Consider the following 16,337-nt stretch of genomic DNA (forward strand, 5'->3'; position numbering starts at 1 on the left):
TTCCAACGCTTCGCGCGGGAATGCAGTTCGGGACGCTCTGCGTCACACGGAGGCTCTGAGGCATCAGATGGATCGGGGTTCGACTCAGGTTACATTTGCGCCCCCTCGTGGCCCTAACCCGCCAGGCTGGCCTGCAACTTGAGCTGCACTTGCTCGCCCGGTTGCAGGCTGAAGGCATCGCCGGAGCCTGAGGCGGCTTCGACGCGTACGAAGCCTGTGGTTTCACTTCCGCACACACCCAGCAGCGGTCTGCTGCCGGGGTGCCAGACCACGGTATTGGCGCTGTCGCCGGTGTCGATGTTCAGCCGGCGTTGCCAGGTCGGGTCCTGGAGCTGCAAGGCCCCGGCATGCTCGAAGACCCGCTGGCAGCCACCTGCCACGCGCAGTTCGCCTTGCTGCTGACACGTCTGACGGCTGAGCTCGTCATACCCCTGAGCCCCATCGAGCCCGTCCAGCGCCACCTCGGCAACATCGCTGATCCGCCAGTAGGCATGCAATGCATGGCTGAAATGGCAAGGCTCACTGTCCTCGTGACAGGTGCTAAGGCGCAGTTCCATGCCCTGCCCCAGCTCGGCATGCAGATCTGCCTGCCAATCCCACAGCTGCAAACGCCAGTGCAGGCTCACGCCCTCCTCGCTTTCGCGACTGTCGATCAGCTTCCAGTCGAGCAGGCGCCCCCAGCCATGCGCAGGCCAGCCGCTCTCGCCGGGATGCCGGCCATACCACGGCCAACAGACTGGTACGCCGCCGCGAATGGCACCCACCTGTGGCCATTGCGCAGCGCACCACAACCAGGGCTTCTGGTCACGCGGCTGGAAATGCAGCAATTGCGCGCCTTGCCGACTGAAGACTGCCTGACACTGCGGATGGTCAATCACCAGAACGTCGCGCAGCTGACAACGCTCCCACTCGAAAATAGGTCTGGCACGTCGGGATCGGAAGAAGCGTTGCAATGGATGTTCAGGCAGTTGCGCGTCGTGAGTGGTCATCGCCAATCGCGTCCCTGAAAAATAAAAGGATCAACCCATAAAAAAACGGGCAGCCAGGCTGCCCGTAAAGCACACACGACCTTTGATCGCGTTACGCGTCAATCAATATTCAGAACTTCGATTGAATCTTGATGCCCGCCACGAGAGCGTCATCAACCTGATCCACACCGCCTGGATGCTTGACGTACTGCAGGTTAGGACGCACGGTCAACCAATTGGTAACGTGGAAGCCGTAGTAGATTTCCGAGTTGTACTCGGTGCTCTGGACCGGCAGGAAGCCTGGGTTGTCGAAATCATTGATACCGCTGATCTGGTTGGCCAGACGTACGCGATCCTGCACATCGTCATTGACGTGGATACGGGCGATACCGATACCGATGTCATCTTTCGGACGTGAGTTGAACGGACCTTTGTAGGTAAAGCCGATCTGCTGATAGTTGTCGACGAAGTTGGTGGCCTTGTCATGCACGGTGGCGTTGGCAAAGATACTCAGCCCGCGCGATGCGTCGCCTTCGTGAGTGGTCAGCTGTTGCTGAGCCACGACCCACCAGCCATGCTTGCTGTCATGCGATTTGAACGCAGCGCCAGTAGCCGCTTGCGGCTGACCGTTTACGTCTTTGTAGACGTCATCGGCATTAGGCGTGCTCTTGTAGTAACCAACACGGTACTCACCTGGCAACGAGTTGATAGTGGGCGTCCATACCAGTTCGACCGGCAGGATCATGCCTTTGGTGCCGCTACCGCTGAGTTTGAAGCCGTTACCGGTTTCCAGATTGGAAGGGTTCTGCTCGTACACACCTACTTGTGCATACACTTCCGGGGTGATGTTGTATTTGATACGCAGAGCGTTCTGGCTGACTGGCCAGTTGTACCAGGTGTTTACGTAGTTACCGACCTGCGAACCACAGAACGACAGGTTCTGGAAGTCGCACGGGAAGCTGTTGAAGTCTTCGCCCGGCCCGAAACGACCGACCTTGACGTCCAGCGCGCCGTCGAAATACTTCTGTTTGACCCACATCTGGGTCAGACGCCAAGTCTGGCCGCGGCCCCATACTTCCTGAGAGGAACTGAGCGTGCCGGCACGAGGATCGCCGATCCGGTCATTGGAGATGTTGCGCCCGCTACGTTCGGTGATCGCCAGCTTGAACTCCGCATCATGCCAGCCGAGAACCTTCTGCAGATCGACTTTCATGCCCAGCGCGAACTGATCGCTGTAACGGCCGGTGGTGTCGTCGTTGGAACCACCTTTGAGGTTGCTGGCCATCTCGGAAACGTATTCCAGCGAGAAGTCATAACCCTTGTCCAGCAACTCGGTGCGCTTGCCGCCCCAGTCGCCGGACATCCACGGTGAGTCAGCGGCAAACGGCTCGGCAGCGTGAACACTGCTGGCCAGCCCCATCGCACCCAACGCCGACAGCTTGCATGCCAGCTGGAGCCGGGAAAGCGATTTACCTTTGGTGATCTTCTTCATCCCATCAATCCTCGTTTTATTGTTATTAGCTTCGGTAAACGTCTTGCTTCATTCACTGCTTGTGTCCAATGACAGGCCGTTTACCTGTGCGGTAAATGGCCGGCCAGCAGTACCCGGTATTGAATCAATCTATCACTTGCGGTTCAACTGCGAGACGTTGCTCACCCGCTCGGCAGACGGTTGCTTTCCAAGAACCCCAAGACGCTCACCGCTCTGGGCGTCGAAAATCAGGACCTTGGAAGGATCGAATTGCAGCGTCAGGCTCTCGCCCACCTGGGGTGCGACATCCGGAGCAAGACGGCAGCAGACCTTGCTCTGGTTGAGCATCACGAAAACCAGTGTATCCGGGCCAGTAGGCTCGGTGACCTGCACTTCAGCACGAATGGTTGGCAGCCCACTTGACTCGTCGGACGCCAGCATAATCTGTTCTGGCCGAATGCCAAGAATGATTTCACGGTCTTCCAGCCCGGCATCGGAAACACCGACCGGCAATTCGCAACGCGCCTGACCACTGTCGAGCATTGCGAGCAATTGGCCATCCTTGCGCTGCAGGCGCAGCGGGATGAAGTTCATCGGCGGCGAACCTATAAAGCTGGCCACAAACAGGTTGGCCGGGTCGTTGTAGATCTGCTTGGGCGTACCGAACTGCTGAACGATACCGTCCTTCATGACCGCCACTTTGTCGCCCAGCGTCATGGCTTCGATCTGGTCGTGGGTGACATAGACCGTGGTGGTTTTCAGGCGCTGGTGCATCAGTTTCATTTCAGTACGCATCTCGACCCGCAGCTTGGCGTCGAGGTTGGACAGCGGCTCATCGAACAGGTAGATCTTCGGCCGACGCGCCAGCGCACGCCCCATCGCGACACGCTGCTGCTGACCACCGGACATCTGCCCCGGTTTGCGATTGAGCAGGTGCTCGATCTGCAACAACTTGGAGACGCGGGCGACCTCCTCGTCGATGGAGGCCTGCGGCATCTTGCGAATCTTCAGCCCAAAGGCAATGTTTTCGCGGACCGTCATGGTCGGGTACAGCGCGTAGGACTGGAACACCATCGCGATGTCACGGTCTTTCGGGCTGGTGCCGCTGACGTCTTCGCCATCGATGAGGATCGCACCACCGCTGATGCTTTCAAGCCCGGCGATGCAGTTCATCAGCGTGGACTTACCACAGCCGGACGGTCCGACCAGAATCAGAAACTCACCGTCCTTGATCGACAGTTCGATGTTCTTCAGCGTGTCCGGCAAGTTGCTGCCGTAGGTCTTGTTGACGTTGCGTAATTCGAGAGTCGCCATGATTACCCCTTGACCGCGCCGGCCGTGAGCCCACGCAGGAAATACTTGCCAGCCAGTACGTAGACCAGCAGTGTCGGCAGACCGGCGATCATCGCCGCCGCCATGTCAACGTTGTATTCCTTGGCGCCTGTACTGGTGTTGACCAGGTTGTTCAGCGCCACAGTGATCGGCTGGGAATCGCCGCTGGAAAACACAACGCCGAACAGGAAATCGTTCCATATCTGGGTGAACTGCCAGATCAGGCAGACCATCACGATGGGTGTCGACATCGGCAGAATGATGCGCCCGAAGATGGTGAAGAAACCCGCGCCATCAAGGCGTGCGGCGCGTACGAGCGCTTCCGGAATACTGACGTAGTAGTTGCGGAAAAACAGCGTGGTGAACGCCAGCCCATACACGACGTGGACGAACACCAGCCCTGCCGTGGTGTTGGCCAGGCCCATCTTGCCCAGCGTGAAGGACGCCGGCAGCAGGACGGTCTGGAAGGGCAGGAAGCAACCGAACAGCAGAAGCCCGAAAAACAGCTGCGAGCCCTTGAAGCGCCACATCGACAGGACATAGCCGTTGAGCGCACCGACTGCCGTGGAGATCAGTACCGCCGGAACCGTGATCTTGATCGAGTTCCAGAAGTAGCCGTCGACGAGGTCCCAGGCCTTGATCCAGCCAATGGCGGTGACCACGCTCGGCAGGCTCAGCAGGTTGCCGGTGCCGATGTCTTCGGGCGTCTTGAAGCTGGTGAACAACATCACCACCAGCGGTACCAGATAAATCAGGCAGGCCAGCGTCAGCACAGCGTAGATAAGAACGCGACTGAAGCTGATGCCCGGTTTGCCAACATGACTAGTCATGGCGTTTGGTCCTCAGCTCGGAATACAGGTACGGCACCAGAATCGCCAGGATGGCGCCGAGCATCAGAATCGCACTGGCAGAGCCCATGCCCATCTGACCGCGACTGAAGGTGAACGAATACATGAACATTGCCGGCAGGTCCGAGGAGTAACCAGGGCCGCCTGCAGTCATCGCGGCCACCAGGTCGAAGCTCTTGATGGCGATGTGCGCCAGAATCATGACCGCGCTGAAGAACACAGGACGCAGACTGGGCAAAACCACCCGCCAGTAGATCATCGGCAGGCTGGCGCCATCCATTTGCGCCGCACGAATGATGGACTGATCGACGCCGCGCAGGCCCGCCAGAAACAATGCCATGACGAAGCCGGAAGATTGCCACACGGCGGCAATGACCAGGCAGTACACGACGCGATCCGGATCAACCAGCCAATCGAGGCGGAAGCCTTCCCAGCCCCAGTCGCGGAGCATCTTGTCCAGGCCCAGGCCGGGGTTGAGCAACCACTTCCACGCCGTACCGGTGACGATCATCGAGAGCGCCATCGGGTACAGATAAATAGTGCGAATCACGCCTTCGCGTCGGATGCGCTGGTCCAGCAGGACAGCCAGCAGCACCCCGATCACCAGGCTGATTGCGATGAACATTCCGCCGAACACTGCAAGGTTCTTGCTCGCGACCCACCAGCGGTCGTTGTCCATCAGGCGCGCATATTGCGCCAGACCGACCCATTTATAGGACGGCAGAAACGTCGAGTTAGTGAACGAAAGCGCAAATGTCCAGAGGATGTAGCCATAAAAGCCGACCAACACGATGAACATGCTGGGTGCCAGCACCAGTTTGGGTAGCCAGCGTTGCAGCGCATCCATTGGCGAGGCTTTGCTGTGCGCAGCGACAGAGCTCATCGGGAGTATCCCTTATGTCGAATTCAGGCCGCAGCAATGGGTGAAATCCACAAAGGATTTCAGCACCATGAACTGCGGATACAGGCTGAACGGTAAGTATTACTGCGCCGACTTGACCGCAGTCGCCAGTTTCTTGGCTGTTGCCGCCGGATCAGCTGACGGGTCGTTGATGTAGTTGGTGATCACGTCAAAGAACGCGCCCTGCACTGCCAGCGTAGTCGCCATGTTGTGCGCCATGCTTGGTTGCAGACCGCCGGTCTTCGAGTCAGCCAGGAAGTCCTTGGCAGCAGTTTGCGCACATGAGTCAAAACCGTACTTGTTCATGTCGGCAAGCATGTCTTCACGAACCGGGATCGACCCCTTGTTTATGCTGAAGACTTTCTGGAAGTCCTCACCCATCGCAACCTTGGCCAGATCCTGCTGAGCAGCAGTCGTGCCCTTGTCTTTCTGTTTGAAGACGGCCAGCGAGTCAATGTTGTAAGTGAACGCCTTGTCGGTGCCAGGGAAGGCTACGCACTGGTAATCCTTGCCAGCGACCTTCTTGGCAGCTGTCCATTCGCTCTTGGCCCAATCGCCCATGATCTGCATGCCGGCCTTGCCGTTGATGACCTTGGCAGCTTCGAGGTTCCAGTCCTGACCCTTGCCGTCGGCATCCATATAGGTCGCGACTTTCTTGAGTTCGGTCAGCGACTTGACCATGCCTTCGCCGGTCAGCGCATCCTTGTCCAGATCGACCAGGGCTTTCTTGTAGCCATCAGCCCCCATGACCGAGAGCACCACAGCTTCGAACACGGTGCTGTCCTGCCAAGGCTGACCACCATGTGCCAGTGGAATGAAACCGGCTTTTTTCAGCTTGTCGCCCGCAGCGTAGAACTCTTCCAGAGTGGTGGGCGCCTTGTCGATACCTGCTTTCTTGAAGACTTCAGGGTTGATCCACAGCCAGTTGACGCGGTGAATGTTCACCGGGACAGCGACGTAATCACCTTCGTACTTCACGGTATCGGAGACTTTCTTGTCCAGCAGGGAGTCCCACTTTTCGGTCTTGGCGACGTCTTTCAGCGCGTCAGTATCCAGCAGACCGGTAGAGGCCCATTCCTGAATATCAGGACCTTTGATCTGCGCGACGCCTGGCGGGTTGCCAGAAACGGCGCGGCTTTTGAGTACGGTCATGGCCGTGGCACCACCACCACCGGCAATAGCACCGTCTTTCCAGACGAAGCCATCTTTTTCAACTTGTGCCTTCAAGACATCAACCGCAGCTTTTTCCCCACCCGACGTCCACCAGTGCACGACTTCAACAGTGCCTTTGGATTCAGCGGCAGTGGCGCTCAGAGGGAACAACGAAGCGAGAGAGATGACAACAGCGAGACGTGACATGGAATTCATCGAATTGACCTTTCTTGTTGTTATGCATGAGCAAGTCTGGTGCTTGCGCTTCGTGGGAGTCTAACCAAGACAGACGCTGCGACAGTAACGAAGGGATGCGCAAATGTCACAGCATTGTTACATTCGACGACACCTCGCCCGCAATGGGCCAAAAGCCACTGAGCTACGGGTCAATCTGCGGTCCTCGGCAGGTACAACGTCACTCGCAGCCCGCCGTCACGCAGGTTCTGCAGACTGACTTCGCCGCCGTGACTGTGAGCGATGTTGCGGGCGATCCCCAGACCCAGGCCGTAGCCCTGCTGCTGACTGCCTGCAAGACGAAAATGCGGCTCGAAGACATGTTCCAGACGCTGCTCCGGCACCCCTGGACCTTCATCATCCACGTGCAGAATGAATGCCTGTGCGCTGTCCTCGACCTTCAGATGCGCCCGGTGCCCGTATTTGAGGGCGTTATCGATCAGATTGCCGATGCAGCGCTTGAGGGCCAGCGGTTTGCCGGAATAGGCCGCCAGCGCCTCGCCATGCTGCGTGACACGCCCGTCACCTTCAGGATACAGCCAGGGCTCGACCAGGCATTCGATCAGTGCATTCAGGTCCACGGGCTCTATGTTCTCGTGGATGTCGGTGTCCTTGACGCACTGCAGCGCGCCCTTGACGAGCAATTCCAGCTCATCCAGGTCGCGGCTGAACTTGCGCTGCAAAGGTTCGTCTTCGAGCAATTCGACGCGCAGTCGCAAACGGGTAATGGGTGTGCGCAGGTCATGGGAGATAGCACTGAACAGTTGCCCCCGCTCGGTCAGGTAGCGGCTGATACGGGTGCGCATGGCGTTGAAGGCACGACTCACCTCGACCACTTCACTCCCTCCGCCCTCGACCACCGGCTCGACATCCGCACCCAGCGACATGTCTCGTGCAGCGCTCGCCAGGCGTTTGAGCGGCCGGCTTTGCCAATGCACCAGCAAACCGATGAACAACAACAGAAATGCGCTGGTCAGGACAATGAAAGACACTTGCTGCAGCGGCAGTTCCTGCTCTTCCAGCGAGGTATAGGGTTCGGGCAGCAGAGAGGCGATGTAGAACCACTCTCCGGGGGCCATGTCGATCTGCGTGACCAGCACCGGCGGGTTTACCGGCTCAAGTGTCAGCGCGTAATGCGCCCAGGAGCGCGGTAGCTCATCGAGCTTCAGGCCGCTGTTGAAAATTCGCAGTTCGTCCGGACGGGCAAACCACACGGTAATGTCCGGGCCGTTGCCAAGGCGCTGGCGCAGTACGTCACCCACTACATCCAGCACCGCCTGCTTGCGGGGTGTGGGCTGCATGATTTGCATGTCCAGCGGGTGATCGTTGAGCGAGACCACGAAGCGTGTGCCGCCCATGCTGCGCAGTTGATCCAGCACCATCGGCCGGTAAGCCAGCGGCAGCGAACGAAAATAACTGACGCTGGCAGCCATCGAATACGCCAGGCTGCGGGCACTGGTGACTAGCCCTTCCATTTGCGTAGCGCGCAGCTGGGACAGCCAGATCACGCTGGACAGGGCCTGCGCCATGAACACCGCCAGCAACGTCAACAGCAACATGCGCCCCAGCAACGAGCGCGGTAGCGGCAAGCCGTTTTTTTTCGGGCCTGCAGCGGGCGGGTTAATAGCCGTTACCCGCTTGCGAGTTGACGTTCGCCGCCAGCAAATAACCACTGCCGCGAATGGTACGAATCAGGCGCGGCGACTTGCCGGTGTCACGCAGGCGCTGGCGCAGGCGGCTGACGGCCATGTCGACGATGCGTTCCAGCGGCATCAATTCCCGTCCGCGGGTGGCGTTGCCGATGGTGTCTCGGTCGAGAATCTGCTGGGGGTTATCGAGAAACAGCTTGAGCAGCGCAAAGTCGGCACCGGACAGAATCACTTCTTCGCCATCGTTGTGAAACAGTCGATGGCTGACCATGTCCAGCCGCCACTCATCGAACAGAATCACGTCGCCGCCTGGACGATCCTGTCCGAACTGTGCACGCCTCAGCAGCGCCTTGATCCGTGCCTGCAACTCGCGCGGGCTGAACGGCTTGCCAAGATAGTCGTCGGCCCCCAGCTCCAGGCCGATGACACGATCAGCCTCGTCAGAGCTGGCGGTCAGCATGATGATAGGGACGTGCGGCTGTCGCGGATGCTGACGAACCCATTTGCACAGGCTGAAGCCGTCTTCATCCGGCAACATGACGTCGAGGATCAGCAGATCGCTCGACGCCTCGTTAAACGCGCGGCGAAAATCAGCGCCGTCACCCACCGTGCGCACCTGAAAACCGGCGCGACTCAGGTAGGTGTCCAGCAACTCACGGATCTCCTGGTCATCGTCCACCAGCAGGATCGATTTACTGACTGAACTCACGTTGGAGCGTCCTTTTTGGGCTGTAGAACCTTGTTGTTATGCGATCTTACTCAGATCTGTGCCCCAAAAGCTTGTTGCAAGGCAACACCAGCGCCGGTCAGGCCAGGAAACTCGGCAGTGACCAGCCACACCGGCAGGCCTTTGAAGTAGTCGCTCATCACACCCTTTTCGGCCATGGCGCGTCTGAAACCGCTGTTGATGAAGAAGTCAGAGAAACGCGGCACCACACCGCCGACGATGTACACCCCGCCCAGGCTGCCCAGCGTCAGGACGTTGTTGCCCACCACCCTGCCGAGGAATACGCAAAACTGCTCCAGCACCGTTGCGGCAACCGGATCGCCCGCCAGCGCTGCCGACGTGATCGCAGCAGGCGACTTGAGCGCCGGCTCGATATCGTCCAGCGCGCAACTGACCTGGTACAACAACAGCAGCCCTGCGCCACTCAAAACAACTTCAGCACTGACGTGTTCATGCTCGGCCATCAAGCGCGCCCACAACAGGGCCTCACGCGCAGTACCAATAGGCAGATCGGCATGCCCACCCTCGCCCGGCAAGGCCATCCAGCGGCTGCCTTCCAGCTTGATCAATGTGCCAATGCCCAGCCCTGTGCCAGGCCCGACCACCACGCACGGACGATCCGGCTTACCCTGGCCGTGGCAGACAGTCAGATACTCGTCGTCCTTGAGCCGGGTCATGCCCAGCGCCATCGCAGTGAAATCGTTGATCAATAGCAGATGATCGACTTGCAGATCAGCGCAGAAGGTCTTGCGGTTCAGTCGCCAGTGGCTGTTGGTGAACTCGAAATCATCGCCATCGACCGGTCCGGCAACAGCCAGACACACATGGCCGATATCGCCACGCTGCAGCTCAAGATCCTGAAGATAAACCTCGATGGCTTTTTCCGGACCAGCATAGTCAATGGTCGGGAACACCCGGACAGAATGCAGCGTGTCGTCTTCCCAAATGGCAAAACGTGCATTGGTACCGCCTATATCACCGACCAGGGCCAACTTCACTTAAGCGTCTCCAGACTAGAGGTAAAGGCGCTGGCGCCCTGCTCTGCCGAGCTGAAGGCCATGCGCATGAACCCGAAAAGCTCGCGACCGCAGCCGACACTGTTATCGATCTGATTCACGGCTGGTTCTCGGGCGGCCAATTCTGACGCTTCGACCAGCACTTGTAACGTGCCTTTTACGCCATCGACGCGGATGACGTCGCCATCGCGCACGAGTGCCAACGGTCCGCCATCGAATGCTTCAGGGCAGACATGAATCGCTGCGGGAATCTTGCCCGAGGCGCCCGACATCCGCCCATCGGTCACCAGCGCGACCTTGAACCCGCGATCCTGCAGGACACCCAGAAACGGGGTCATCTTGTGCAGCTCGGGCATGCCATTGCAGCGCGGCCCCTGAAAACGCATTACGGCGACGAAATCGCACTCCAGCTCGCCAGCCTTGAACGCATCGGCCAGCTCTTTTTGGTCCTGAAACACTCTGGCAGGCGCTTCTACGATCTGATGCTCCGGAGCGACGGCGGAGACTTTCATAACCCCGCGACCGAGATTGCCTTCCATCACCCGCAGCCCGCCTTCCGGAGAAAACGGACGGGACACCGGGCGCAGAATGCTCTCGTCCAGACTTTCGAGCGGCCCTTCGCGCCAGACCAGCTTGCCGTCTTCCAGGAAAGGCTCGCGGGTATAACGGCTAAGACCATAACCGGCCACGGTGTTGACGTTTTCATGCAACAGGCCGGCGGCGAGCAGCTCACGGATCAGGAACGACATACCGCCGGCCGCCTGGAAGTGATTGATGTCGGCTTTGCCGTTGGGATAGACGTGGCTCAGGGTCGGCACCACTTCAGACAGATCGGCCATGTCCTGCCAGGTCAGTTGAATACCGGCGGCCTGCGCGATGGCCGGCATGTGCAGCGTGTGGTTGGTCGAGCCGCCAGTGGCGTGCAGTGCCACGATGGAGTTGACCAGCGAGCGCTCGTCGACGATTTCGCCGATCGGCATGAAGTCGCCGCTCTGCATGGTCATGCGTGTCACCTGTCGCGCGGCTTCGGCGGTCAGCGCATCGCGCAACGGCGTGTACGGGTTGACGAACGAAGCACCGGGAAGGTGCAGCCCCATGACTTCCATCAGCAACTGATTGGTGTTGGCCGTACCGTAGAACGTGCAGGTGCCGGGGCCGTGATAGGACTTCATTTCGGAGTCCAGCAGCTCTTCGCGGCTGGCCTTGCCTTCAGCATAACGCTGCCGCACGTCGGCTTTCTGTTTGTTGGAAATGCCCGAGACCATGGGCCCGCCTGGGACGAATACCGTTGGCAAATGACCAAAACGCAACGCGCCCATCATCAGGCCCGGGACGATCTTGTCGCAGATGCCCAGCATCAGCGCGGCGTCGAACATGTTGTGCGACAACGCAATGGCCGTAGACATCGCGATCACTTCGCGGCTGGCAATGGCCAGTTCCATGCCGGGCTCACCCTGGGTCACGCCATCACACATGGCAGGCACGCCACCGGCAAACTGGCCGACCGAACCAATGTCACGTAAAGCCTGTTTGATCTGGGCAGGAAAGTGTTCGTAGGGCTGATGCGCCGAGAGCATCTCGTTGTAGGAGGAGACGATGGCCACGTTGGCGGCGTTCATCAGACGCAGATTTTGCTTGTCTTCCGGGCCGCAGGCGGCGACCCCGTGTGCAAAGTTGGCACATTGGAGCTTACCGCGCATCGGGCCATCGCTCGCTGCGCCGCGAATCAATTGAAGGTAGCGCTGACGGGTATCGCGACTGCGAGCGATGAGCCGCTCGGTTACTTCAAGGATGCGGGGGTGCATGTGATGAACTCCAGGCTAACGTCTAAGGTCACCCGTAAAGACAGCTCCGGTTTTCGAGCAGCGATTGTCAGGAAGCAGAACCCTGATCTCGATCAACTGGGAGTGCCTTTCAGGCTTGTAGTTGTAGATAAAACAAAATATTGCCACTAAAAAGGCTTGTTTTCTATTTCTATGAGAATAATCTTGTAATTCCAACAACAAATTCAGAAGGACGGCTGTATGACTCTTCGTATCGCAATCAACGGTTTTGGCCGCATCGGCCGCAACGTCCTACGCGCACTGTATACCCAAGGCTACCGCCAGGACCTGCAGGTCGTCGCCATCAACGATCTTGGCGACAGCGAAATGAACGCACACCTGTTGCGTTTCGACACCGTACACGGCCCGTTCAGCGGCACGGTCGAGTGCGACAAGGACAGCTTGACCGTCAATGGCGACCGTATTTCGGTCAGTGCCATTCGCAATCCGGCCGAGCTGCCCTGGAAAGCTCAGGACATCGATGTGGTGTTCGAATGTACCGGGCTGTTCACCAGCCGTGACAAAGCTGCTGCACACCTGACCGCCGGCGCCCGCAAGGTGATTATCTCCGCCCCGGCCAGCGGTGCCGATGCCACCATCGTCTATGGTGTCAACCACGACACGCTGCGCCAGTCGCACCAGATCATCTCCAGCGCATCCTGCACCACCAACTGCCTGGCGCCGGTCGCGCAGGTGCTGCACCGCGAACTGGGGATCGAAAACGGCCTGATGACCACCATTCATGCCTACACCAACGACCAGAACCTGATCGACGTCTATCACACCGACCCGTACCGCGCCCGCTCGGCCACGCAGTCCATGATCCCGAGCAAGACCGGCGCTGCCGAAGCGGTAGGCCTGGTGCTGCCTGAACTGGCTGGCAAATTGACCGGCATGGCGGTGCGCGTTCCGGTGATCAACGTTTCGCTGGTCGACCTGACCGTGACCCTGAAACGCGAAACCACTGCCGATGAAGTCAACGCATTGATGAAAGAAGCCAGCCAGCATTCCAAAGTGTTGGGCTACAACACCCTGCCGCTGGTTTCGCATGACTTCAACCACAACCCTCTTTCGTCGATCTTCGACGCCAATCACACCAAAGTGAGCGGCAAGTTGCTCAAAGTGCTGTCGTGGTATGACAACGAATGGGCCTTCTCCAACCGCATGCTGGATAACTGCCTGGCTCTGCATAACGCGCAGTAACAAGCGCGTAAAGCTGACGCGGGGCGTCACGAAAGGTATTCCCGCGCTGGAGTGTGATGAACGATAAGTGTCTGGGCACGATGACCATCGTGCCCACGCTCCAGCTTGGGCACGCAGCTCTGGACGCTCTGCGTCCGCTCCCGAAAAGTGTGACGCAACGCCAACCGCCACTTGACCAACGTGCTTCTACAGAACGTTCATGCAAACGCATCGACTCCGAAACGGCCACAGGCATGAAAAAGCGCCCGGTGCTGTTAAGCTGGCCGGGCTTTCCGAACCTGCCTGTAGAGACCATGACGTACAAACCACCCGGCTCCCGACTTTCACGCCTTTTATATGGCATCCTCGCCTATACCGCTCTTGGCATAGGTATCGTTGCGATCTTCGTTCCTGGCCTGCCGACCACAGAGTTCATTCTGCTGGCGGCCTGGGCAGCCACACGCAGCTCGCCGCGACTGAACGCCTGGCTGGAAAACCATCGTGTGTTCGGGCCGATCCTGTACAACTGGCGTAATGGCCGACTGGTCGCCCGCAAGGCCAAGATCAGCGCCACCATCAGTATGCTGGTGTGCGCCGTGGTGATGTTGAGCCTGATCGGTCACACCTGGTGGCTCTACCTGGCTCTGACCGGCATGGCGTTGGGTAACCTATGGATATGGTCCAGACCGGAACCCGCCAAAAAAGCAGATTGACGAGCAAGGCGCGGGCAGTCGCAAGACCGCCGCGCATCAGGCTGAACCGCGCAGACACAGCCAGTGTCTGAGTGAGCACACTCATCGTTTGATGGAGCACGTCCATGTACGAGCCAGGTCATCTACACCTCAGCCACGTCGCGCTTCAGCCTTCGGATATCAGCTATGACATCCACTTGCGCTATGAAGTAAACGAAGACCCGAAACAAGGCACCAGCATGCATTTCAGCATGCAGGGCCAGATCAATGGCAAGCCTTTCGAAGAGCAATTCCAGCTGACCCGCGACCTGGCGTTCAATTTCGCTCATGACGCGAGCCGCATCGCCATCAGGCACGGCCTGCCCAACTCTGCCTCTCTGCCCATCGCCCAGCACAAGGACTACGACCGGATGTTCGCGGACATCCGCGACAAGCTGAACGTCAAGTCAGGCGATCCGGTAAAGCCGGAGCATCTGGAATAAGCCAACGCTGGAGAATGCGGCCCGGAAAACACCCTCGTGCCCATGCTCCGCGTGGGCATGCCCTTCTGGACGCTATGCGTCCGTTCCTGAATGAGTAGCATCGCGTAAATACATGACGCATAGCGTCATTCGCGCTGGAGCGCCAGGAACGATAGACGTCCGCTAGAACATCAGCGGATTTCACCAAACCTGCCGCCACAAGGCATACTTGCCGCCCTCCCCTCTGCAAATCGTCATTGTCCCATGCGCATCCACGTCAGTTTCATCGACCGCGTCGGCATCACCCAGGAAGTACTGGCCATTCTGGGTGGGCGCAATCTGAACCTGGATGCAGTGGAAATGGTACCGCCGAATGTCTACATCGATGCGCCGACCCTCAGCCACCAGATGCTCGAAGAGCTCAAGGACGCGCTGTTTAGGGTGCGCGGCGTGGAAGCGATCACGGTAGTGGACATCCTCCCCGGGCAGCGCCGACACCTGCAACTGGACGCGCTGCTCGCGGCGATGACCGACCCGGTGCTGGCGCTCGACAGCGCCGGGCATGTACTGCTGGCCAATCCCGCGCTTATTGCCCTTATTGGTCGGGAACCTGCGGGCGAACCCATCGCCGAGCTGTTTGCCGACCCTGGCCTGCAAACGGCCTTGCTGGAAAACGGCTTTCGTCTGCCATTGCGCGAGATCACGCTCAACGGCGAAGCGCTGCTGCTGGACGCCACACCAATCACCGAAGCAGGCGCGCTGATTACCCTGTACCTGCCCAGTCGCATCGGCGAACGCCTGTCGGCGTTGCACCATGATCACGCCGAAGGTTTCGACGCGTTGCTGGGCGACTCGACCGCTATACGGACCCTTAAAGCCAGGGCACAACGGGTGGCAGCGCTGGACGCACCGTTGCTGATTCAGGGCGAGACCGGCACTGGCAAAGAGCTGGTCGCCCGCGCCTGCCACGCCAGCAGCGCCCGCCACGGCGAACCGTTTCTGGCGCTGAACTGTGCGGCGTTGCCGGAAAACCTCGCAGAAAGCGAATTGTTCGGCTATGCCCCCGGCGCCTTTACCGGGGCGCAGCGCGGCGGCAAGCCGGGGCTGATGGAACTGGCTAACCAAGGCACAGTGTTTCTCGATGAGATCGGCGAAATGTCGCCTTATCTGCAGGCCAAACTGCTGCGCTTTCTCAACGATGGCAGCTTTCGGCGCGTCGGCGGGGATCGAGAGGTGAGGGTCAATGTGCGCATCCTCAGCGCCACCCACCGCGATCTGGAGAAAATGGTCAGCGAAGGCACCTTTCGTGAAGACCTGTTCTACCGTCTCAATGTCCTCAACCTCGAGGTCCCGCCGCTACGCGAACGCGGCCAGGACATTTTGTTGCTGGCCCGCTACTTCATGGAGCAGGCCTGCGCCCAGATTCAGCGTTCGATGTGCCGCCTGGCGCACAGCACCTACCCTGCCCTGCTGGGCAACCGCTGGCCAGGCAATGTGCGTCAACTGCAGAACGTCATCTTTCGTGCTGCCGCGATCTGTGAACACACTCAAGTGGATATAGGCGACCTGGACATCGCAGGCACCGCCGTGGCTCGCCAGAACGACAGCCCGATCGACAGCCTGGAAAACGCTGTCGAAACATTTGAAAAGGATCTGCTGGAAAAACTCTACGCCGACTACCCTTCGACCCGCCAACTGGCAGCCCGCCTGCACACCTCACACACGGCCATCGCTCACCGGCTTCGAAAGTATGGAATATCCGGCAAGTCATAGTCGATTGATGCTCGACGGAAAAATACTTCCGAATAGATTCATTTAATTATCAAATCTGCCGATAGCGTTCTGGTATGGTCCATAAACCTCTTATCATCCATTTGAATG

General features: G+C 59.0%; 14 protein-coding genes. 4 read left to right on the forward strand and 10 right to left on the reverse strand.

What is annotated here, in order from left to right:
- Positions 1-113 precede the first annotated feature (113 nt).
- From POR16_RS18665 to edd, 10 genes are all read right to left on the reverse strand, one after another.
- On the reverse strand, positions 114-989 hold the full coding sequence (locus POR16_RS18665; RefSeq protein ID WP_005891423.1) for a D-hexose-6-phosphate mutarotase: 876 nt from the start codon (positions 987-989) through the stop codon (positions 114-116).
- Between the two features lie 109 nt (positions 990-1,098).
- Positions 1,099-2,460 (reverse strand): carbohydrate porin, encoded by a 1,362-nt coding sequence (locus POR16_RS18675; RefSeq protein WP_005891420.1) that lies wholly within the window; start codon positions 2,458-2,460, stop codon positions 1,099-1,101.
- Between the two features lie 132 nt (positions 2,461-2,592).
- The gene (locus POR16_RS18680; RefSeq protein ID WP_005891418.1) at positions 2,593-3,753 is read right to left on the reverse strand and encodes an ABC transporter ATP-binding protein; all 1,161 of its coding nucleotides are present in this window, start codon (positions 3,751-3,753) and stop codon (positions 2,593-2,595) included.
- Positions 3,754-3,755: 2 nt separating this feature from the next.
- Positions 3,756-4,601, reverse strand: coding sequence for a carbohydrate ABC transporter permease (locus POR16_RS18685; RefSeq protein WP_005891416.1), 846 nt, complete (start codon positions 4,599-4,601; stop codon positions 3,756-3,758).
- Positions 4,594-5,502, reverse strand: coding sequence for a carbohydrate ABC transporter permease (locus POR16_RS18690; RefSeq protein WP_005891414.1), 909 nt, complete (start codon positions 5,500-5,502; stop codon positions 4,594-4,596). The genes POR16_RS18685 and POR16_RS18690 overlap by 8 nt, the downstream gene beginning before the upstream one ends.
- A 99-nt stretch (positions 5,503-5,601) precedes the next feature.
- Entirely contained in the window at positions 5,602-6,888 is a 1,287-nt protein-coding gene (locus POR16_RS18695; RefSeq protein ID WP_024671320.1) for an ABC transporter substrate-binding protein, read from the reverse strand.
- A gap of 170 nt (positions 6,889-7,058) precedes the next feature.
- Positions 7,059-8,465 (reverse strand): ATP-binding protein, encoded by a 1,407-nt coding sequence (locus tag POR16_RS18700; RefSeq protein WP_005891409.1) that lies wholly within the window; start codon positions 8,463-8,465, stop codon positions 7,059-7,061.
- Positions 8,466-8,526: 61 nt separating this feature from the next.
- The gene (locus POR16_RS18705) at positions 8,527-9,264 is read right to left on the reverse strand and encodes a response regulator (RefSeq protein ID WP_005891408.1); all 738 of its coding nucleotides are present in this window, start codon (positions 9,262-9,264) and stop codon (positions 8,527-8,529) included.
- A 50-nt stretch (positions 9,265-9,314) separates the two neighbouring features.
- Positions 9,315-10,280 carry a glucokinase gene (locus POR16_RS18710; protein WP_005891407.1) on the reverse strand — a complete coding sequence of 322 codons (966 nt, stop codon included), beginning with the start codon at positions 10,278-10,280 and terminating at the stop codon, positions 9,315-9,317.
- On the reverse strand, positions 10,277-12,103 hold the full coding sequence (gene edd / locus POR16_RS18715) for a phosphogluconate dehydratase (protein ID WP_005891406.1): 1,827 nt from the start codon (positions 12,101-12,103) through the stop codon (positions 10,277-10,279). The genes POR16_RS18710 and edd overlap by 4 nt, the downstream gene beginning before the upstream one ends.
- Before the next feature lie 219 nt (positions 12,104-12,322).
- Between edd and gap the strand changes: the two genes are divergently transcribed.
- The 4 genes from gap (at position 12,323) to POR16_RS18745 (ending at position 16,229) form a co-directional block, all read left to right on the forward strand.
- Positions 12,323-13,324 (forward strand): type I glyceraldehyde-3-phosphate dehydrogenase, encoded by a 1,002-nt coding sequence (gap, locus tag POR16_RS18720; RefSeq protein WP_005891405.1) that lies wholly within the window; start codon positions 12,323-12,325, stop codon positions 13,322-13,324.
- A gap of 233 nt (positions 13,325-13,557) precedes the next feature.
- A complete protein-coding gene (locus tag POR16_RS18730; protein ID WP_042932423.1) occupies positions 13,558-14,016 on the forward strand; it encodes a YbaN family protein in 459 nt (152 codons plus the stop codon).
- A 104-nt stretch (positions 14,017-14,120) separates the two neighbouring features.
- Entirely contained in the window at positions 14,121-14,477 is a 357-nt protein-coding gene (locus POR16_RS18735) for a DUF5064 family protein (RefSeq protein ID WP_005891403.1), read from the forward strand.
- Positions 14,478-14,720: 243 nt separating this feature from the next.
- On the forward strand, positions 14,721-16,229 hold the full coding sequence (locus POR16_RS18745) for a sigma-54-dependent transcriptional regulator (RefSeq protein ID WP_005891402.1): 1,509 nt from the start codon (positions 14,721-14,723) through the stop codon (positions 16,227-16,229).
- The last annotated feature ends 108 nt before the right edge of the window (positions 16,230-16,337 follow it).

This window comes from Pseudomonas coronafaciens pv. oryzae str. 1_6, assembly GCF_000156995.2.
Taxonomy (GTDB): Bacteria; Pseudomonadota; Gammaproteobacteria; order Pseudomonadales; family Pseudomonadaceae; genus Aquipseudomonas; species Aquipseudomonas tremae.